Source organism: Methyloprofundus sedimenti (genome assembly GCF_002072955.1).
In the GTDB taxonomy this organism is placed as follows: domain Bacteria; phylum Pseudomonadota; class Gammaproteobacteria; order Methylococcales; family Methylomonadaceae; genus Methyloprofundus; species Methyloprofundus sedimenti.
This window is the reverse complement of record NZ_LPUF01000002.1, coordinates 45,652-64,998: the sequence shown is the minus strand read 5'-3', so window position 1 is coordinate 64,998 and position 19,347 is coordinate 45,652. Positions and strand designations below refer to the sequence as shown.

General features: G+C 39.7%; 20 protein-coding genes. 14 read left to right on the top strand and 6 right to left on the bottom strand.

Annotation, left to right across the window (positions count from 1 at the left end; all coding sequences use genetic code 11):
- Positions 1 to 24: 24 nt before the first annotated feature.
- Together AU255_RS13175 and AU255_RS13170 are read left to right on the top strand one after the other, a co-directional pair.
- Positions 25 to 396, top strand: a complete 372-nt coding sequence (locus tag AU255_RS13175) for a helix-turn-helix domain-containing protein (protein ID WP_158083035.1) — start codon at positions 25 to 27, stop codon at positions 394 to 396.
- Positions 359 to 976, top strand: coding sequence for an IS630 family transposase (locus tag AU255_RS13170; RefSeq protein ID WP_332889063.1), 618 nt, complete (start codon positions 359 to 361; stop codon positions 974 to 976). Before AU255_RS13175 ends, AU255_RS13170 begins: the two co-directional genes overlap by 38 nt.
- A gap of 209 nt (positions 977 to 1,185) precedes the next feature.
- Here the strand turns inward: AU255_RS13170 and AU255_RS13165 are convergent, their stop codons facing one another.
- A complete protein-coding gene (locus AU255_RS13165; RefSeq protein ID WP_233144670.1) occupies positions 1,186 to 2,028 on the bottom strand; it encodes a phosphate ABC transporter substrate-binding protein in 843 nt (280 codons plus the stop codon).
- A gap of 1,048 nt (positions 2,029 to 3,076) precedes the next feature.
- Between AU255_RS13165 and AU255_RS13155 the strand changes: the two genes are divergently transcribed.
- The 3 genes from AU255_RS13155 (at position 3,077) to AU255_RS20425 (ending at position 5,445) form a co-directional block, all read left to right on the top strand.
- On the top strand, positions 3,077 to 3,994 hold the full coding sequence (locus tag AU255_RS13155) for a malate dehydrogenase (protein ID WP_080523410.1): 918 nt from the start codon (positions 3,077 to 3,079) through the stop codon (positions 3,992 to 3,994).
- A 499-nt stretch (positions 3,995 to 4,493) separates the two neighbouring features.
- Positions 4,494 to 4,952: a hypothetical protein gene (locus AU255_RS13150; RefSeq protein ID WP_080523409.1), complete on the top strand. Its 459-nt coding sequence runs from the start codon at positions 4,494 to 4,496 to the stop codon at positions 4,950 to 4,952.
- Positions 4,953 to 5,079: 127 nt separating this feature from the next.
- Positions 5,080 to 5,445: a Thivi_2564 family membrane protein gene (locus tag AU255_RS20425; RefSeq protein WP_198942637.1), complete on the top strand. Its 366-nt coding sequence runs from the start codon at positions 5,080 to 5,082 to the stop codon at positions 5,443 to 5,445.
- A 12-nt stretch (positions 5,446 to 5,457) separates the two neighbouring features.
- Here the strand turns inward: AU255_RS20425 and AU255_RS13140 are convergent, their stop codons facing one another.
- Complete coding sequence (locus tag AU255_RS13140) at positions 5,458 to 6,357, bottom strand: MerR family transcriptional regulator (RefSeq protein ID WP_080523408.1); 900 nt, start codon at positions 6,355 to 6,357, stop codon at positions 5,458 to 5,460.
- A gap of 131 nt (positions 6,358 to 6,488) precedes the next feature.
- Between AU255_RS13140 and AU255_RS13135 the strand changes: the two genes are divergently transcribed.
- From AU255_RS13135 to AU255_RS13100, 8 genes are all read left to right on the top strand, one after another.
- Complete coding sequence (locus AU255_RS13135; RefSeq protein ID WP_080523407.1) at positions 6,489 to 7,919, top strand: sigma-70 family RNA polymerase sigma factor; 1,431 nt, start codon at positions 6,489 to 6,491, stop codon at positions 7,917 to 7,919.
- 408 nt (positions 7,920 to 8,327) lie between these two features.
- Entirely contained in the window at positions 8,328 to 8,786 is a 459-nt protein-coding gene (hflC, locus tag AU255_RS13130; RefSeq protein WP_332889055.1) for a protease modulator HflC, read from the top strand.
- A 10-nt stretch (positions 8,787 to 8,796) separates the two neighbouring features.
- Positions 8,797 to 10,680: an ATP-dependent zinc metalloprotease FtsH gene (gene ftsH, locus AU255_RS13125; RefSeq protein ID WP_080523406.1), complete on the top strand. Its 1,884-nt coding sequence runs from the start codon at positions 8,797 to 8,799 to the stop codon at positions 10,678 to 10,680.
- Positions 10,681 to 10,795: 115 nt separating this feature from the next.
- Positions 10,796 to 11,206: a hypothetical protein gene (locus tag AU255_RS13120; RefSeq protein ID WP_143735966.1), complete on the top strand. Its 411-nt coding sequence runs from the start codon at positions 10,796 to 10,798 to the stop codon at positions 11,204 to 11,206.
- Positions 11,207 to 11,250: 44 nt separating this feature from the next.
- The gene (locus AU255_RS13115) at positions 11,251 to 12,171 is read left to right on the top strand and encodes a hypothetical protein (RefSeq protein ID WP_233144669.1); all 921 of its coding nucleotides are present in this window, start codon (positions 11,251 to 11,253) and stop codon (positions 12,169 to 12,171) included.
- Between the two features lie 49 nt (positions 12,172 to 12,220).
- Positions 12,221 to 12,751, top strand: coding sequence for a lipocalin family protein (locus AU255_RS13110; RefSeq protein ID WP_080523404.1), 531 nt, complete (start codon positions 12,221 to 12,223; stop codon positions 12,749 to 12,751).
- Positions 12,748 to 13,236 (top strand): SRPBCC family protein, encoded by a 489-nt coding sequence (locus tag AU255_RS13105; protein ID WP_080523403.1) that lies wholly within the window; start codon positions 12,748 to 12,750, stop codon positions 13,234 to 13,236. The genes AU255_RS13110 and AU255_RS13105 overlap by 4 nt, the downstream gene beginning before the upstream one ends.
- A gap of 23 nt (positions 13,237 to 13,259) precedes the next feature.
- On the top strand, positions 13,260 to 13,718 hold the full coding sequence (locus tag AU255_RS13100; RefSeq protein ID WP_080523402.1) for a DUF1499 domain-containing protein: 459 nt from the start codon (positions 13,260 to 13,262) through the stop codon (positions 13,716 to 13,718).
- A 586-nt stretch (positions 13,719 to 14,304) separates the two neighbouring features.
- Here AU255_RS13100 and AU255_RS13095 read toward each other — a convergent pair.
- A complete protein-coding gene (locus AU255_RS13095; RefSeq protein WP_080523401.1) occupies positions 14,305 to 15,183 on the bottom strand; it encodes a phosphate-starvation-inducible PsiE family protein in 879 nt (292 codons plus the stop codon).
- 227 nt (positions 15,184 to 15,410) lie between these two features.
- Here AU255_RS13095 and AU255_RS13090 point away from each other — a divergent pair, with 227 nt between their 5' ends.
- A complete protein-coding gene (locus AU255_RS13090) occupies positions 15,411 to 16,097 on the top strand; it encodes a response regulator transcription factor (RefSeq protein WP_080523400.1) in 687 nt (228 codons plus the stop codon).
- A 64-nt stretch (positions 16,098 to 16,161) separates the two neighbouring features.
- Here the strand turns inward: AU255_RS13090 and AU255_RS13085 are convergent, their stop codons facing one another.
- From AU255_RS13085 to glgA, 3 genes are all read right to left on the bottom strand, one after another.
- Positions 16,162 to 16,962, bottom strand: coding sequence for an NAD(P)H-binding protein (locus AU255_RS13085; protein WP_143735965.1), 801 nt, complete (start codon positions 16,960 to 16,962; stop codon positions 16,162 to 16,164).
- Between the two features lie 17 nt (positions 16,963 to 16,979).
- Positions 16,980 to 17,189 carry a hypothetical protein gene (locus AU255_RS19835; RefSeq protein ID WP_143735964.1) on the bottom strand — a complete coding sequence of 70 codons (210 nt, stop codon included), beginning with the start codon at positions 17,187 to 17,189 and terminating at the stop codon, positions 16,980 to 16,982.
- Between the two features lie 722 nt (positions 17,190 to 17,911).
- Positions 17,912 to 19,345 (bottom strand): glycogen synthase GlgA, encoded by a 1,434-nt coding sequence (gene glgA / locus AU255_RS13075; RefSeq protein ID WP_080523398.1) that lies wholly within the window; start codon positions 19,343 to 19,345, stop codon positions 17,912 to 17,914.
- Positions 19,346 to 19,347: the final 2 nt, after the last annotated feature.

Below are 19,347 nucleotides of genomic sequence, written 5' to 3'. Positions count from 1 at the left end.
TTCTCCGTTATCAATCATATTTTTGTGCCAGCCCCTTACTCAGTCGATATTCGAAAAAAAGTGCTCAATGCTATTGAGATAGACAAACAAAGTAAACCTGATATAGCTAAACGTTTCGCTGTTTCTTATTCTTTTGTTTATACCTTATGGCAACATTACCAGGAAACTGGCATGATTGCAGCCAAAAAAGTAGGCGGGCATGTTGCACCAAAAGTAGATGAAGCGGGTGCTCTTGAGATAAAAGAATGGCTAATAAAAAAGCCTGATTTGACACTAAATGATCTTTGTGACCGATATGCTGAACACTTTGGTATTAGCATGGGGAAAAGTTCAATGGATAGAGCTCTTAAGCGTATGAATATTCGATATAAAAAAAAGTCCGTACGATCCAGCTAAATATTGTGACCGAACTAAAAAGCTAAAAATAGACTATTGCACTGAAATCGCCGATATATCGCTCGATAAGCTCATTTTTCTTGATGAAATGGGCGCAGGACTGAATCTCTCACCTCTTTATGGGCGAGCACCGTCAGATCAGCGTGTTTATGATGAAGCGCCGGTTGCTAAAGGGCAGCGTGTAAGTATGGTCGGGGCAATGACATCAGCCGGTATGAAAACCGCCTTAAATTTTGAAGGAACCATGACAGGACTTGTATTCCTCTACTTTTTGAAGCATTTTCTTTGCCCCTTACTCGCTGAAGGTGACTATGTTGTGATGGATAATGCCTCAGTTCATAAAGTAGATGAAATTAAGGATCTTATTCAAAAGACAGGAGCAAAGCTTATTTACCTACCGCCTTACTCACCTGACCTTAACCCGATTGAATTAGCATGGAATAAAATTAAACAGTACTTACGCAAACAAAGACCACGAACCGTTGAAGCGTTATATCAAGCTTATGCCGAAGGGTTGAAATGCATCAGTACAGATAATGCTCAAAGCTTTGTTAATCACTCAATGAAGTTCGCTATTTAAGTGGGATATGTAATAGCAAGGTTGCTGAAAGCATAGGCGTTATATTATATAAGTCCTGTGCTGGATGCCACGATGTATCGCTGATAAATCTTGTTATTGAGACATGCCTTAAAACCGGCCAGGATTCATGCAGCAAAAAGACGACAATCAACAGAACGATGGCCGCCGAAATCAGGGCACAAAGCCGTAGTATCAAGGCAAGCTGTTGATCAGTGCGCGACAGGAACAAAGTATTGTGCCTCGATAAGATCGTTTACTTGTGCCGAGCTGGCAAATTCAATAAACTCTTTTGCTATGCCCGTAGGTACTGCGCGTGTAATGAGGTTTAAAGGTCTCGATAAAGGAAAGCGACGGTTACGCACATTTTCAACGGAAGCGACGATACCATCAAGCGGCAGCAGTTTAATCGGGACATTATGCATTGCTTCATATTCCGCTGAACCGACCGAGACGTAGCCAATCGCATCAGGATTTCCGGCAACGCTTTTAATACCTTGTTGATTATCGCCAATCACCACATGCGGTTTCACTTGCGTGTTATTTAAAGCAAAATAATGCAAAAACAATTCCAGCGTCGAACGACCTTCAGCTTTGTTGACTACGGTAATCGGCGCATCGTTACCACCGACTTCCTGCCAGTTAGCAATTTTACCGGTGTAAATGTCGATAATTTGTTGTTTACTCAGCGATCTGACTGGATTAGTCTGATGAATAATCAGACTGATACCGTCTAAAGCCAGGGTAAAGTTCAGCAAATCTGTTTCATTCTCCTTGAGTGCGCGTGATGCCATACCAATATTGGCAAGCCCGGAACGCGCATCATTAACACCGCGCGATGAACCTCCGGTTTGCACATCAATCCGTACATCAGGATGTAAGGATTCAAAGCGTTTACCAATTTCAGCCGCTAGAGGAGCAACGGTGCTGGAGCCGGTTAAGACCAGTTTTTCGAGATCGGTTTTAGGAGATGTATCATTCTCTGATAGAGGCAAGAAAAGCCAGGCTACGCCGATGATGACCATTATTGCTGTGAATATGCCTGTTTTTTTCACTTTTTACTCTCTGTGTGATGATTAATCGGGTTATAAATCCTCGTCTTCCTGTGGAAAGCAAAGATAAGTCGTCATTAACGCGTCAACCTTACATCAATAATTAATTTTTGCTGATAGAAAATGATTAATTATCAGGCTTAAAATGGCTAAGAGCGGCTATTTAAATATGTAGCTAATATGATTTATATTCGTTTATCTGGATATAAATACAGATTATATTTTCTAGCGTTTTGGGCTTAGGCATTTTTATTGACGGATAGTCGATGGCAGCGTGTAAGATATATAGATCGGGTGAATAACTTATTATGGGTAATATCGAATGCCTGTCTCTTAACTATAAAAAACGATAAACTCGAACGAAGCGCATCATTTCGTTGTAAACCTTGCCGAATGTCAGCATAATCATTTGTTGTTTGAAAAAATTGACTCGTTTAGACTCTTTTAGCTATGTTAAAGACAGAAGACCTTTTCGTATTAATGCGGTGGTTATAATGCGGGATCATTTGCATTGTATTTGAACCTTACCCTTATGATGCGATTTTTCTATACGCTGGAACCTGCTTAAAGGACATTTCTCGTGTGCTATTGATAAAGGCGAGCGTGTTTCAAAAAGATGAAATAAACGACGCGAACGTGGACTATGGCAAAGCCGATTTTGGATGTATTTGATTGTTGATCAAGCTGATTTTAACAATTATGTAAATTATATTTATTAGAATCCATTGGAGCGCAGTCGGGTACGGCAAGTTTTCGATTGGCGTTATTCAAATTTTCATAAGTTTGTTGAATGGGGTATTTATTCAAATACCTGGGGCTATTCAGGGGAATTTAATGCGGGTGGTGTGACGAATAACTCGAAAGACGCACTTCGTTCCTCAGTTCATCCTGTGTAGCGCAACTTGTCTCGTTCACGTTCGATAAGAAAAACCAAGGAAAATACCAGTTACATCTCAAATTGATATAATTGCCAAGCCTCTTAAAGCCGAAAATCTAGCAGTGAAGAAGCGTTAAGCGTAAACTTTAAGCTAACTTTATTAGTGAGGTAACTATGAAATTAGCCATCATCGGAATGGGCAAAGTAGGGGCAACGATCGCTTTCAATATCGTCATGAAGGGGCTGTGTGATCAGTTGATGCTTGCCAATCGTAATATCGAAAAGGCAGAGGGAGATGCTATGGATTTACAGCATAGTTTGGCATTTTGCCAGCATTCTATGCAAATAACATCTGGCGCTATTGTTGATGTTGAAGACTCCGATATTGTGGTGATTAGCGCTTCTGTACCTACTTCAAAAAAGTTGAGTTCGCGTATGGCACTGGGTGCAGCTAATGTGGCTTTATTTAAAGAAATTATTCCTGGTATAGCAAGCAACAATCCCGATGCAGTGCTGTTAGTGGTATCTAACCCTGTTGATGCTTTGACTTACTTGACAACTAAATTATCAGGATTTCCTACCTCAAAAGTTATAGGGTTGGGGACTTTAATCGACTCAGCCAGATTTAGAGTTATGCTTTCGGAAAGTGAAAAAATACACCCTGATGATCTACGGGCGTATGTATTAGGCGAGCATGGCTCTAATCAGTTTCCTGTTTTCAGCCAAGCAGTTGTTGGCAGTGAATCTATTAATGACAATTTATTGCACCGCGAGCTATTTAATAAAGTTAAAGAGGCAGGGTTTACCGTCTATCACCATAAAGGCTATACAAACTTTGCTATTGCTAATGCCGCTTGTGAAGTGATTAGAACTGTTGCATATGATGAACATCGCACTATGCCGCTATGTACCTATTTTGATGAATGGCAGGGAGTTATGGATAATTGTTTTAGTATTCCGGTAGTGGTTGGCCGCAAAGGTATAATACGTCACTTACATCCGACATTAAACGCTATAGAACGGTACGATCTACAATCAAATGCACTCAGAATTAAGGATAATATTAGTCAACTTTGTGATATGGATTCGTAACGCGATAAGATGGGCTACATAGGATGTGCTGACGATAAGAAGCGCATCGTTCGCGTTGTAAACCTTGCCGAACGTCAGAGTAATTATTTGTTTATTAAATGGAGATTGACTCGCTTAGAGCCTCTTTTAGCTAGGTTAAAGACAGATGACCTTTTCGTATTAATGCAGTGATTATCATGCCGGATAATTTTCATTGTATTTGAACGTTACCCTCTGCTGATGCTGATTTTCCTACACGCTGGAGAACCTGCTTACAGGGCATTTTTCACGTGCCATTGATAAAGGCGGGCGTGTTTCAAAAAGTCGTGATAAACGACGGGAACGTAAATTATGGTAACGTCGATTTTGGGCGCATTTGATTGTTGGTCAGACTGATTTTAACAATCACGTAAATTTATATTCATTGGAATCCTGTGAAGCGCAACTTATCGCGTCCGGTTATTTGGGGCGTTATGAACATTAAGTCATACAAATATTTTACGTTTTTTTAGAGGATATAATGAATAATTCAAGTGCTTCATTAATAAGAAAAGTTTTTGCAAAAGTACTCACACTGATCTTTTTTGGATTGGCTGTAGTTATTGTCTTGTCGTTACTTTTACACATTGTGGAAGGTATACTCAATAAATCAAATATCACTGAGGTTTTTTTAAGTAGTATAAATACTGGCATTATTGCGTTAGCTGTCTTTGAGTTAGCCTTGATTATAAATAAAGAATATTCAGGCCCTATCGAAGACGATAAGAAGGATGCAGTCGCTAGCTTGCGGGAAACGCTCCCCAGGTTTATTGGAACTGTTTGCGTTGCTTTATCTCTAGAGGGGTTGATTATGGTCATTAAATACAGTCAATTGGATTTGGCCGGTAATTTATATTATCCCGTAGCAATCATTATCAGTACGGCTTTGCTGTTATCAGCATTAGGTCTTTTCGTATACTTAACAGATAAACGAAGTTAAGCAAACATAGCAATGTGCCCAATTGTGTTGTGCACTGCTGCAATCTTGAGCATGAGAGATGTAGTAGGTGATATGGTTAGTTATGGTTTTATATTTCAATCATATTTTTAATTTTAGGAGAAGTGCAATGAATTTAATTTCGTTAGTGGTCGTTCTCATCGTAGTCGGCATGCTGCTGTGGTTGGTCAACAACTATATACCGATGGAAGCCCGCATCAAGAATATCCTGAACAACGTCGTAATCATTGCTGTGGTGCTATGGCTACTGCGCGCATTCGGCGTCCTGGGCATGTTCCCGGGTCCACTGGTTTCGGTGGTGATTTCCCTAATCGTCGTCGGTTTGCTGATGTGGCTGGTCAACAGCTACATACCAATGGATGCACGCATCAAGCAGGTATTAAATATCCTGGTGATCATCGCAGTGGTTCTGTGGCTGTTAAGTGTATTCGGGGTTTTAAGCGGAATTCCGGTTTTTCGCATCGGTAATCCTTAGTCCTGCGTGTAACTAAGGAACGCGAATTACCCGGTTAATTCGGGCGTTGAAATCATTTAATGATGATGTGTATATATACCGCTCAGGTAATTGTTGCTGTTCAAATAGAAAGTCTGCACCTGACCCTCCAATCCACAATTGAATATTCCGCGGTAATTCATTAGCCAAACTGGTTAAATCCCCGATAACATTAGTCCAGGGCGGATAATTGACTATGCTCAAGGTAATAATTGCCGGTTGAATTTTTTCACTCGCTATTAATAGTTCCTGCCAGGGCAGGTCAGTGCCAATATAAAAACAGTTACAACGCTGACTGACTGCTAACAGGGAGCTTAATAAAATACCGAACTCGTGATTTTCACCACTCAAAGTGGCAAATATGATACGTGGCGTGTTATCTGAAAACGATAATTGCATGTTATTGATCATGCTTAGAATAATACGCTTTACACAGGCCGTAAACATGTGTTCTTGAGCAATACTTAGTTTGCCATCATGCCACAATTGCCCAACCCTTTGTAATGAGGGTAATAATACATCACACACATAGTTGAGAGGCTCCATGGCAATTAAAGCACGCTTTAATAATTCCTCGCAGCGTCCCATTTGATATTCAGTTAAGGCGGCCATAATGCCAGCAAATAGTGCTTCGTTATTGTTAGCTGGCAAGACTTCATTTTTTGCCAAAAGAGCTTGCAACTGAACTTTACTTTGTCCGCTAATCTTGCCAATGGTAAAGCCTTGGCGAGTGGCATTTGCAAGTAATATTAAACGCTCTACATCTTCTTGCGAGTAACGTCTTCTTCCCTGTCCATCTCGTTCGGGTATGACTGCAGCATAACGTCTTTCCCAAGCTCTTAATGTTTCCGTGTTAATGCCCGTCATTGTAGCTACAGTTTTGATTGTGTACATTAGTTTATGTTTTGTTTATGGTATTACTTTGACAAATATTGTACAAAGTAGTAAATTTATTGCCAACAGATTATTTTTTCAGAGCTAATTTTGTGTGTCTCTATCCAGAAATTCTAAAAAGGCAAACAACGATGATTCAAAATAATAATTATCAACGTCCTGATCCTGTCAATTACGTTACTTCTGAGCGAGATTGCTTTATCCCGGGGAGCTCATCTGCAATGATTTCAAAGCCAGTGAGTAAAACGGTTATTGGCTCGCGCAAAAAAAACTTGGCGAGTTTTTCTGTCAATAAAGATGACTCCAGTATAGCTATATCAGACAGTGGATTTAAATCACCAGCCGTGATGATTGAGAGCAGTGAAATCATTAACTTTAGCATACTGAGTTCTGATCAATTAACTCAGTATGCTCAGCAAATGGAGCAAGCACGCGCCAGGCTGAGTAAACAATTGATTTATTCAAAACTGAGTTTGCAGGCAATCGCCGAGGAATTTTTCTTTTCTCAAAATCAAGGTATTGAAATCTCTGAATTACTTAACCAAAATAAAAGCGATACTGGACAGGCTGTACAAGATGATAGTTTTGTACAGGATACTGCTAAACAAATTGAATGCAAGCTAATTAGTTGTTTTGATGAACTACTCTGTACTCAGGATGGCGAAGGCTCAGCTTTAATCATTGCGCAATGCCAGCAGCACTTATCTGAGATACATTTTTTACCTAATTTTTTACAGCAGGTGCTTTTATCTGTTGTTGATAGAGTTGATCAGTCTTTAGTCAGTAGTGAAATACAAAGTTGGTTATGTTGTATGAAGTCTTTGCTTCAAGAGATGCTTGCGGCAAGGCAGATGATGATTAATTCTAATCTCAACTTAGTCCTTTATCTGGCTAAACAGTATAAACATCAGGCCATTGCTTTTAACGATTTAATGCAAGATGGCAATATCGGCTTAATTAAAGCCGTCGATCGGTATGATGCACAACGCGATATTAGATTTTCCACATATGCGAGTTATTGGATTAAACAATCCATTTCCCGGTCTATCGTAAGACAGGAAAAGATAGTACGTTTGCCTTATAGCTTAGCGGCAAAAGCACCACTGGTACTAAAAACGATGCGCAATGTCTTAAGTGAAACCAGTCAATGGCCGAGTATTTATAAGCTAGCTGAGCTGTGTGAGATTCCTGAAGTAGAAGTTTTAGCGATTGTTAATAATTATCAGCCAATCACTTCTTTAAATCATAGTATTGATGACATTGAGGGAATGCCTGAATTAATGGGTACGCTAGAGCAGCACCACTATCCTCAGCCACTGAGTAGTTTGCTGACTGCCGATTTGCAAAACTCTATACGTGGCGCAATTGAAATATTAACGGCTAGAGAAGCAGATATTATCAATCGTCGCTTTGGTTTAGAAGATACGCCGGAAATGACCTTGCAGGATATTGCCGACCAATTAGGCTTAACTAGGGAGCGTGTGCGTCAGATACAAAATGGTGCACTTATAAAATTAAAAAAACAGTTTAGTAATGAGTTATGTTTCAAGGACTGGCAATGACGCTCTGGGCATGACAGCATAAATTTCAAGATTTTAAAGGATTGAGTGCTTTTTGGCGTAAAGGGTTGTTGGCTACAAATATATAGTCTGGGGCAAGCAAAGTAATGCCAATGCATCACAAAATAGAAACAAAGGTTCAGGTGTGCAAGTTAAAAATTCAAATAACACTAATAATGCCAATATCCGTAGCAGCAGGAGTAGCAGATCATGAATTCAAGACAGACTATGATAATCCCCATATGCTTAAGTGCCTTGATTTTGGCTGCCATGTCTATATTTTATATAGGTGAAAGTGATTAAATTTCAGTTAGGCGAAATCGTTAAGTTAGATTATCTTCTGGGCCTGCATTTTAAGCTGCCGTTGATTCATAATGTCAGCACCTTTGATGCGCGAAGTATAAACAACTGGTGTCAGAAGATCGTGGTGACTTACGTCAGGTATTAATGACTAAATTATCACCGATTGCTACAGAATATGGCATTGAGCAGATTGATATTCGTATTAAACGCATTGATTTACCCGATGAAGTCAGTAGCTCAGTGTATCGATGCATAGAAGCAGAACGACAACGTGTCGCGCGTGAATTTCGTTCTCAAGGTGGAGAAGAAGCGGAGCAAATTAGTGCACAGGCGGATAAAGAGAAGGATATTATTTTCGCCAATGCCTATCGGGATGCTGAAAAAATACGCGGACAAAGTGATGCGGAAGTGGTTCAAATTTATGCGAACAGCTATGGTAAAAATGAAGAGTTTTATGCTTTCTATCGTAGTTTAAGTGCTTATCAGGTTGCTTTTGAAAACACTGAAGATACTATGCTTTTAGAACCTAATTCAGACTTCTTTAAGTATTTTTCTAAACAACAATGAGGAGTAGATGATGATCTCTCGTATTATTAAATTGTTAGTCTCGATAACTATAGGCGTTGTTTTGTTTTCGGTTTTCTCCAGAATAACCATGCAAAACAATAATGTGAATTACGCCGTTTCCTATTCAGATTTTATTCATGATATACGCAACGGTGCTTTGTCCGAAGTAAATATTGATGGTGAAGAAATTAGCGGTTATAAGCGCAACGGTGAACGCTTTGTCACCTATAACCCGAATGACCCAAAGTTGATTGATGAACTGTTGGAATATGATGTCAAGATTAAAGTCGCAACACCTGAAAAAACATCAATGTTCATGCAAATTTTTATATCCTGGGCACCGATGCTGCTATTGATTGCGGTTTGGGTATATTTTTTCCGCAAGCAACGGGGCGGAGCAGTTGGTGGACAAATGGAGATGGGTAAAAGTCGAGCCAAATTATTAGAAGAAGACCATATTAAAATCGGCTTTGCTGATGTTGCAGGCGTAGAAGAAGCCAAAGAAGATGTCATGGAAATCGTTGATTTTCTGAAAGATCCTTCCCGATACGAATTTGTCGGCGGCAAGATTCCACATGGGGTGTTGTTGGTCGGCCCACCGGGAACAGGTAAAACCCTCTTGGCACGAGCCATTGCTGGTGAATCCGGTGTACCTTTTTTCTCAATTTCCGGTTCCGATTTTGTAGAAATGTTTGTTGGCGTGGGTGCTTCACGTGTGCGTGATATGTTTGAGCAAGCTAAAAAACGTGCTCCCTGTATTATTTTTATTGATGAGATCGATGCTGTCGGTCGTCAACGTGGCGGTGCTGGAACGGGCGGGGGAGGTAACGACGAGCGGGAACAAACATTAAACCAATTATTGGTGGAAATGGACGGTTTCAGTGGTAATGAAGGCATTATTGTTATAGCGGCAACCAACCGTTCCGATGTTCTGGACAAGGCGTTACTGCGCCCTGGACGTTTTGATCGTGAGATACATGTCGGCTTGCCTGATATCAAAGGACGTGAGCAAATACTCAAAGTCCATGCGCAAAAAATATCTCAGGCTGAAGATGTTAATATCAGGGATTTAGCTCGTGGCACACCAGGTTTCTCTGGCGCCGAACTGGCCAACTTGGTCAATGAAGGTGCTTTATTGGCAGCCCGGAATAATAAGCGTGTGGTGACTATGAATGACTTGGATAAAGCACGCGATAAATTATTAATGGGTGCCGAGAAACGTTCCATGGTCATGCGTAAAGAAGACCTGCTGAGGACTGCTTATCATGAAGCGGGACATGCCATTGTCGGCCGTCATGTACCTGAACATGACCCCGTATATAAAGTCAGTATTATGCCTCGCGGTGGTGCGTTGGGAATCACCATGTTTTTACCTGAGATTGATACCTACAGTGCCAGTAAAGATAAGTTAGACAGTCAGATCTCTGGGCTATTTGGTGGGCGTATTGCCGAAGCATTAATTTACGGTAAAAATAAAGTGACTACGGGAGCTTCCAATGATATAGAGCGTGCTACTCAACTAGCACGGAATATGGTGACAAAATGGGGTTTGTCTGAAAAATTAGGTCCGATGGATTATGCTGATAGTGAAGGCGGCTATATGGGTGCTCAGGCTAAACCGATGTCTGAGCAAATGGCACAAACCATTGATGACGAAGTGCGCAAGGTCATCGATAAAAACTATCAACGCGCTGAAGATATATTAAAAGACAATATTGATGTTTTGCACAATATGGCACAAGCATTAATGGATTGGGAGACCATCGATAAGTTTCAGATAAATGAATTGCTTGCGGGGAAAAAATTAGCGCCCCCCGTCCTTGAGCCAGAAATTAGCAATGACACTAAGGATGATTCTATCGAAACACCAGAAAATAAGGTTGTTATGGGCTAATTAGGCGGTCTAAAGACGCCACATAGTGCTATTTTTGCTTTTTTTAAAGATTCTCCTCCAACAGGGCCCTTCTGAAGCAACACTGTCAGAAGGGTTATTTTCACTGGATTTTATTATGAGTACTATCGCTCCTATTCGACTTAAAGCTATTAAAAATGCCCTCAAATACAGTGCTGAAGCTAATTATTATCTGGCTATTTTAATTAGTTTTATCGCTGCTGTTATGGCTATGTCTGGTCATGAGAGTTTTTTAAATACCGGGGATGATTTTAATAATCCATTGATTAATAATCTAAAAGTCATGTTGGCTTATATGGTTGTAGCGCAATTTTCGGTGTTTGGCTTTTGTTTTATAAAACGTAGCTATACCGAACTGGTTATTGTTGGTATATTTTTGCTATTAATACCGGGCGAATTGAAATTTTACGCACAGATAAATCATCTGGAAATTGATACTTCTTTTGATGTTTTTTTCTTATATACTGGACTATCGCATATATTTTATGGCTTATTATGGAAGCGCTGATTAAGCTTCATAGTTCGGTCTAATCAAAGACAAAAAGGTGAATTATGGCAAATCGATACCGTCGTTTCCGTGACATTTCTACCAGTGAACGTATTTTAGACACCTTGTTTCTCCTGACCATTGGTCTGGGTTATTTATTTGCCCTCAGTCATTTATATTTTTCCCATAGCGCTCGGGATGGGCAACCCGGACTATCAATTAATGATGTCATGATTGCTTATTATGGATCACACGATCATAGTCGTTTAGGGGCTGCAATTAATGGGCCTATGGAGCCAAATCTAAATTCTAAAGCTGACAAATTTGTCATTTTAAAGTGGTTACAAAATGGCAAAAGCAAAGATCAGTTTGAGCAGCTTGTCGCTCCGATATTAAATCGTGATTGTATAACATGCCATAGCTCAGATGAAAACCCTGGCATGCCCAATCTAACTACCTATGAAGGTGTGTTGGAAGTCGCTGATGCTAAAGGCGCATCTCTACCATCCTTAGTAAAAGTATCGCATATACACTTATTCGGTATTGCTTTTATCTTATTTTTTACCGGCAAAATCTTTATTCTGACGGATATCAATTCGACACTTAAACGAACGATTGTTGCGATACCTTTTATTGCCATGGTGATTGATATTTTATCCTGGTATGTCACAACTATAATTCCTGGCTTTGCTTATGTAGTGGTCATTTCAGGTGCTTTTTTGGGGCTATCAATGGGGACACAAATTTTGATCAGTTTGTATCAGATGTGGTTTTATCCATTTCACCCCTCTTTACAAATTCCAGTGGAAATACAGGAGCGTATTGCTTCTTGTCATGACTTATTGGAAGAGTTTGGTTATCAAATGTTTCCTGAAGAAAATGGCTGGTTAGTAAAAGAGTCCTTACGTACTTGGGTATTTTTACATGATGTAAATGAATTAGAAGAGTATGTAGAGGATGTGCGTAGCAGGCATCTGACCGATTAGTGGGTATTTGGTGTATATTTAATTTTTACTTTTTATCTTGTGGAGACCTATGAAAGCAATTTTTTTTAGCCTATTTTTTATCCTAACTGCTTGTACAGGCATACCTGAGGGTATTAAGCCTGTAGAGCAGTTTGATGTAAGCCGTTATCTTGGTAAATGGTATGAAATAGCCCGCCTGGATCATCGATTTGAACGAGGTTTAACAGCCATTAATGCTGAATATAGCTTGAGAGAAGACGGTGGACTTAAAGTGCTTAATAGTGGTTATAACATAAAAACCGGCGAGCGAGATCAAGCGGAAGGTAAAGCTTATTTTCTAGGTAAGCCTGATATAGGTAGCCTGAAGGTCTCGTTTTTTGGGCCGTTTTATGGCGGGTATCACATTATTGCGCTGGACAAACTGGACTACCAGTATGCCATGATCACGGGGCCTGATCTTGACTATTTGTGGATTCTTGCACGCACGCCAACATTGGATCAGGCTATTTTGCAGCGTTTAATTGCTCGCGCAAAAGGCTTAGGTTTTGCAGTGGATAAGTTGATTTTTACTGAACAGCCACAGACATCTACCAGGGAATGAAAATATATCAACTGCACTACCAGCAAGTCTTAAAGATGTCGCGCAATGAAGCTTGGCGATTTTTTAGCTCTCCGCAACATCTTAATACCATTACGCCAGACTTTTTTACGATTACACCGACCTCTACAGTACCCGAAGAAATTTACAGTGGCTTAATGATCGCCTATACGATGCAAGCGGTTTTTAGCTGGCCGATGGCTTGGCTTTCAGAAATCAGTCACTGCGCTAGCGGTCATTATTTTATCTATGAACAGCGTATCGGTCCGTTTAAATTCTGGAGTCATGAAGTGCGCTTAACTGAGCAGGAAAAAGGTATTATGCTTGAAGATATTGTATTTTATAGTATGCCTTTTGGCCTCTTTGGCAGTTTATGTCACAAACTGATGATTGCAGATAAATTAGCCGATATTTTTATTACTCGGCGGAATTATTTAGAGCAGCGCTGGGGTGTCTCTGAGCTAAACGTAGATTCAATGAATCAATAGAAAACAGACCTAAAATTCTCATTATGCCTAAATTTATCTTAAAAAAAGTAGTCCTTTTATCTGTTTTTAGCTTACCCGCTTTAGCGGATTCAGAAAAAAACTTAATCAATGGCAAACTCGCTATTTGCCCCGATAAACCCAATTGTATTAGTACTGAAAACAGTGATTTAGCCCCCATTTCGTTTGGCACACATAATCCAGAACAGGCATGGGCAATGTTACAAGCCTGCATTGTAGAGCAGGGAGGAAAAATAGAAGAAATTCGCGAAAATTATCTTTGGGCCAGTTTTCAAACATCTTTCTTCAAATTTACCGATGATGTTGAAGCAAGATTGGATAGAGAGAATCAGCTTATTCAATTGCGTTCTGCTTCTCGAAAAGGCTATTATGATTTCAACGCCAATAGAAATAGACTCAATCGCTTAATTAAAGCTTTTTCCATTAAACTTAATCCAGAACAATTAAAAAACACCTATGAATAATTACCCTAAAAAAGTTCGTGTTGGTATCAGCAGTTGCTTGTTAGGTCAAGACGTCCGTTAAGATGGCAGTTACAAAAAAACTAATTCCTATATCATTAAAACCCTGGGTGAATATTTTGAGTTAGTGCCTTTTTTTCTCGCAATCGCGAGTGGTATGGAAACTCCCAGACCGGCAGTACAATTAAGAGAAACTCAAGGTGTGCATTGTGTTTGCTGTGAAACATCATAACCTGGGTATCGGACTTTGTTAGCCAGCAAGATTAATGGTTAGGTAGTTTATCTTGCTATATTCTGAAATCAGACTCGCCGAGTTGGCGCATGGGCCAGGTGAAAGTGTATAAAATGATTATCTGAACCGCTTTGGCATCTGGATTTTTGCGAAAATTTTATACAATATGTTTCTGCTATACGGTGTTGGCGGCAGGCTTAATGCGGAGCTATTTGAGAAAGAAACTGGATAAAGTTGAACTGATTGAAATCTTAGAAAGCTATCGCCAGGGTTACTTGCCTTTAATCATGCCTGTCATTTTATAGAGCGCTTCATCCTGAAAAATTGGCCGCTTTAAATAATATTGAGTTGTTTTTGTCAACTATTGTCGTGATTTTCATGAATATGTTCGACCAACCAATAAGTAATGCCTAAGGCAAGCACCACGACACCACTAGCATAAATATATTGCGGTGATAAGTCGTGAAAATCAAAAATAATGACTTTTCGACACACAGCCATGAGTGCCGTTGCAACGACCAGTTTAACGGGAATAATATCGGTGCGTAGATATAAAGTAATATTGACGAATATTTCGATGGCAATCAACACCGCCATAAAAGCGCCAAATGTCTGTAAAATATCCCCAATACCAATATGAAATGCAGGTTCTATAAACATTTTTTCATATATGGTATACATGACATCCCAAACCCCGACAAAAATGACGAACACCATTAATATAGCCAGTACATTAACCATAGCAATAATAGATTTATGCAAAAATTCAATCAGTGGTTTAACATTTTCAATAGGTAAATCAACATGCTCTATTTTTGCGCGGCTTTTTTTTCGGTAATGCTGCATGAGCAGAGCCAAAATATTTTGTTCGTGGATAAAATAGTCGGATTGAATGTCATTTTCAAAGAAATTATTGAGTCCTTTTACATCCCGTAAATCTGCATCCGATATACTTTTAAAGCCCATACTCCAATTAGCGAACTTACGTTCAGAAATTTTCTTTTTTTCTAGTACAGTTACATTTGTATGACGTGGATCTTTTTTTATAACGTTAAAAAGGTTCTCAATATCTTGTTCCTGGCCTTCCAAAACCTGAATAAACGATTCACCGCAATACAAGAGCATTCCTGTGATACCTTCCTTGCTGTTCGAATTGCGGCATTCTTGCAATAAAGCTAATAGTTCATCGTCGTTCATTGGTTTGACTGCTGAACTAATATAAAGTAACCGGATCATGAGGATTTTTCTCCTTGCAAGATAAAAATAATGTATGACTATGATGCAGTCCACGGACTGTTATGCAGCTATGATGCTGTATTTATTATTCTGCCTGGATTATAGCATTGAACATACAGTAAATAGTTTTTTGCACTAAAGTACTTAATATCCAGCATATAATGAAGACTTCATAACCCTATACTCTATACTCTATTGTAGACACAGCAACCAAAATACAATTCTCTATGTATCATGCAAATATACTTTTAGTTGAAGACCATCAAGATCTTGCCGAAGCGGTTGGCGCGTATCTAGAAAGTAGCGGGTTTATTATGGATTATGCCTATGATGGACTCAGCGCTTTACATCTGGGAGCTACGCAAAGCTATGATGCTATCATTCTGGATATTATGTTACCCGGTATAAATGGCCTGGAGATTTGCGCACGATTACGTACAGAAGTAAGATTAGCAACCCCTATTTTAATGCTCACAGCACGAGATCAGCTGGATGATAAATTACAAGGTTTTCAACAGGGAGCTGATGATTATTTGGTCAAACCGTTTGATATGCCAGAGTTAGAGGCGCGACTTAATGCACTGATCCGCCGTCAACGGGGTGAACTAGATAAGGCAGTCTATAAAGTACATGATTTACAATTGGACACGCGAACCATGCAGGCAACGCGTCAAGGTCAGGCCATTCATTTATCACCCACAGGTTTAAGAATATTACGTATATTGATGCGCGAATCGCCTAATTTAGTTACCCGGGAGCAATTAGAAAAAGAACTTTGGGGGGATTTAACGCCTGACAGCGATACACTCAGAAGCCATGTGTATAAATTACGCAAAGCTATCGATAAACCCTTTACCGAAGGTTTATTAGAAACGCAGCCAGGTCTCGGCTTGCGCTTAGTGGCTCCGGAATAAATCAGCAAAATAAATAATCAATCTATTCCAGGCTGTTTTTATATTTAATCGTACATTAGCGTGACTAAAAACGGATACTCATAAGATCAGGGTGCATAAATTGATAATTTAATACTTGCTGCACTTTGGCATGACTGACAATTTTATAAGTCGTCTCGGTGGTATTGGCAAATTTAGGTGTGGGTAAATTAAGTAAATTTCTAGCATGCGTATAAAATTCACGCTTGCTTGGATGAGTCGCAGCGCAAGCATTAAAAACTTCACCCCATACATTTTGCTCAATAATGGCACTGATAATACCAATACAATCATCACGATGAATCAGATTTACCGGCGCTTCAGGCTGTGCGACGACTTTACCCGGACGAAAAAAATTTCCTGGATGACGACTGTAGCCCACTAAGCCGCTAAAACGGACGATCGTCGTTGTAAAATTAAGGTTACGGCTAAATAATTGCTCTATCTGCCATAAAGGACTCTCCTCAAGTTCAGCTCCTTCAGCTTCAGTGACGACTTTATTCAGGTTGTCATACACCGAAGTTGAACTAACAAACAAGACCTTTGTAATACTCGATTGTTCTATTTGCTTAATCAACTGAGTAAAGCTGGTAAGATTTTTACAGGTAATATTGATAATCAGGCAGTCGGCTTGCAAAAATTGCGTAATATCACTCAAGTTATCGATATCAACGATAAAAGCATTAGCTTTTACACACTTAAGTTTGTTTAAATGTTCAGTTGAACGTGTAGATGCATGGATTTGGTAGCCCTGAGTAAGAAAGTGTTCGGCCAGCGGCAAGCCTAGCCAGCCACTGCCTAAAATGCTTATAGTTTGGATCTGGTTGTTTCTATTTCTAATAGTCATTAATTGATTCCCAATTTTTACCAAAACACACTGATACTGGCTGTTTCATTGCACTCCATGATAAAACACTTCAACAAAGCATCAAAATAATCAACCAGTGGATCCAGTGACAAATTATGCAGATGTCCTTGACAATGCGCTCCAGTACGCCGGTTAGTACGCGAATAAGCCCCGTTGTATTTTGCAAGAAAACCTTTACATTTGAGGGCGTGATAGTTTTTCTCCACGATAGCGGCTTCGTCAAATAAAGATATTAACGTGGACTCAAAAAAAGCTGCGCAGCTTGGTCTTGCAACATACTTGATACGGATGTAGCGGGTGCTATACGTAAAAGGAACATAAGCGAGAATTGCCCCCCGCCATTAATGAATGAAGTATTTTATGCTTTTAAGAATGACAGACTTGATAAGAAATCATATGTTGAAACATTACTCATATTCACCGCTAATGATATGATAAATCAGCCTTTAGAAGTGTCCTGGTTTATTAGACGATTGCAGAAATTTATATCATTTATTTCAGTACATAATCGTTGCCGGATAGGGTGGCGTTCTGCTGATAATGCTTTTTCTCTACTTTCATTGCAATGAGTCAGGTGGTCATCATTCAAGGAGAGATTATTGATCGTGCTGATTATTCGTTATAGGGGCAAAAAAACGTAAAAATCTCAAAAAGTTTTTACAATTGCAGGTCATTTTTAAAATTTTACAGGCTTTTGAACCTTCCTTTTTATTGCCGGCAATCTATTTTGTAAAATACGAAGAATAGCTTTTTAGTGAGTTGTAGAATGCTGGTTTGCGGAGTCTTCCTTGTGCTATCTTACGTCTTAAGGGGGCACTCATGGAGGCGTTTGTAGCGCGTCGCGTTCAGGCTTTTACTTTTCTATCCAAGGCTAGCAAAAGATCTGCACCTCAATGGCATTAAGTTAAGCAGATCCTCTCTATCTTTTTTACAAAGTATTGTACAAATCTAGATACTGTTGTGCACTTTTTTGCCAGGAAAAATCTTTACGCATAGCATTTTTTTGTAACTGTTGCCAGATCCTTTTGTTTGCATAGAGTAATATCGCGCGCTTAATGGTTTCCAGCATAGCGCCAACAGAAGGCTCTACAAACATAAATCCAGTAGCTGTTTTATCTGCGATGGTATCCGGCATTGCATCCACAACTGTATCAGCCAAACCACCGGTTCTTCTTACAATAGGCAAGGTACCATAGCGTTGACTGTATAATTGATTGAGTCCGCAGGGCTCGAAACGAGATGGCATCAAGAACATATCTGAGCCGGCTTCTATTAAATGCGCCAGATCTTCATTATAGCCAATCGAGACTGAAATTTTATCAGGATATAAATAACTTAAATTTTTAAGTCGATGTTCAAAGCCTTTTTCTCCAGAACCTAATAAGACAAATTGTACCGGGTAACTAACCAGATCACCTAAACAGTCAATTACTAAATCAATGCCTTTTTGATCAACTAGTCTACTAATCAGGCCAATCAAAGGGATAGTTGGCTCTTCGGGAAGTGAGCAGTGCTTTTGTAATGCTAGCTTATTGCCTGCTTTTTTAGGCAGGCTGTCAATTGCATAGTTCTGAGCAATACGCGGATCCGTTTCCGGGTTCCATATATCTGTGTCAATGCCATTAATAATACCATTTAATTCATGGTGTCTATTATGTAACAGCCCTTCTAAGCCATAGCCATATTCTGCTGTTTGGATTTCTAGCGCATAGTTAGGGCTCACTGTTGTTATATGGTCAGCACAGGCAATTCCTCCTTTGATAAAGGAAAGTAAGCTATGAAACTCCAATGCGCCTGGATTCCATAGTTGTCCAGGTAAATTCAGGTCGAAATAGGCCGTTTTAGAAAACAAACCTTGATATGCCATATTATGTATCGTAAATACCGTTGAAGGGCGTTGCGGCTCTAGTGTTAATAATGCTGGAACCAAGCCGCTTTGCCAGTCATTGCAGTGTACGATGTCGGCTTTCCAATCTAGATGTGCACGGTTCTGAGAGACCTCAACTGCAACACGACAAAATAAGCAGAAACGTGCTGCACTATTCGCCCATGCATTACCAAATTCATCGGAATAAGGATTGCCAGGAATGTCAAAATATTCAGGGCAATCAACTAGCCATACGATGACATCACTATCAGGTAACCGGGTTTCTAAAATATTGACATCACGATTATTAATCCGCAGGGTGCAAAGATATGTTATCTCTTCTTCAAGTTTAAGTGCTTGATATTTAGGGATAATAATGCGTACTTCCTGGCCTAGTTCGGCTAAGGCTATAGGTAGGCTTCCCGCCACGTCAGCGAGCCCCCCCGTTTTAATGAGGGGATGTACTTCACTACTAACAAATAGTATCTTTTTCATAA

What these genes read in the sequence shown, in the direction of transcription:
- AU255_RS13155 (WP_080523410.1), top strand. Translation starts at nt 3,077, where the DNA reads ATGAAATTAGCCATCATCGGAATGGGCAAAGTAGGGGCAACGATCGCT.
- AU255_RS13150 (WP_080523409.1), top strand. Translation starts at nt 4,494, where the DNA reads ATGAATAATTCAAGTGCTTCATTAATAAGAAAAGTTTTTGCAAAAGTA.
- AU255_RS20425 (WP_198942637.1), top strand. Translation starts at nt 5,080, where the DNA reads ATGAATTTAATTTCGTTAGTGGTCGTTCTCATCGTAGTCGGCATGCTG.
- AU255_RS13140 (WP_080523408.1), bottom strand. Translation starts at nt 6,357, where the DNA reads ATGTACACAATCAAAACTGTAGCTACAATGACGGGCATTAACACGGAA.
- AU255_RS13135 (WP_080523407.1), top strand. Translation starts at nt 6,489, where the DNA reads ATGATTCAAAATAATAATTATCAACGTCCTGATCCTGTCAATTACGTT.
- ftsH (WP_080523406.1), top strand. Translation starts at nt 8,797, where the DNA reads ATGATCTCTCGTATTATTAAATTGTTAGTCTCGATAACTATAGGCGTT.
- AU255_RS13120 (WP_143735966.1), top strand. Translation starts at nt 10,796, where the DNA reads ATGAGTACTATCGCTCCTATTCGACTTAAAGCTATTAAAAATGCCCTC.
- AU255_RS13115 (WP_233144669.1), top strand. Translation starts at nt 11,251, where the DNA reads ATGGCAAATCGATACCGTCGTTTCCGTGACATTTCTACCAGTGAACGT.
- AU255_RS13110 (WP_080523404.1), top strand. Translation starts at nt 12,221, where the DNA reads ATGAAAGCAATTTTTTTTAGCCTATTTTTTATCCTAACTGCTTGTACA.
- AU255_RS13105 (WP_080523403.1), top strand. Translation starts at nt 12,748, where the DNA reads ATGAAAATATATCAACTGCACTACCAGCAAGTCTTAAAGATGTCGCGC.
- AU255_RS13100 (WP_080523402.1), top strand. Translation starts at nt 13,260, where the DNA reads ATGCCTAAATTTATCTTAAAAAAAGTAGTCCTTTTATCTGTTTTTAGC.
- AU255_RS13095 (WP_080523401.1), bottom strand. Translation starts at nt 15,183, where the DNA reads ATGATCCGGTTACTTTATATTAGTTCAGCAGTCAAACCAATGAACGAC.
- AU255_RS13090 (WP_080523400.1), top strand. Translation starts at nt 15,411, where the DNA reads ATGTATCATGCAAATATACTTTTAGTTGAAGACCATCAAGATCTTGCC.
- AU255_RS13085 (WP_143735965.1), bottom strand. Translation starts at nt 16,962, where the DNA reads ATGACTATTAGAAATAGAAACAACCAGATCCAAACTATAAGCATTTTA.
- glgA (WP_080523398.1), bottom strand. Translation starts at nt 19,345, where the DNA reads ATGAAAAAGATACTATTTGTTAGTAGTGAAGTACATCCCCTCATTAAA.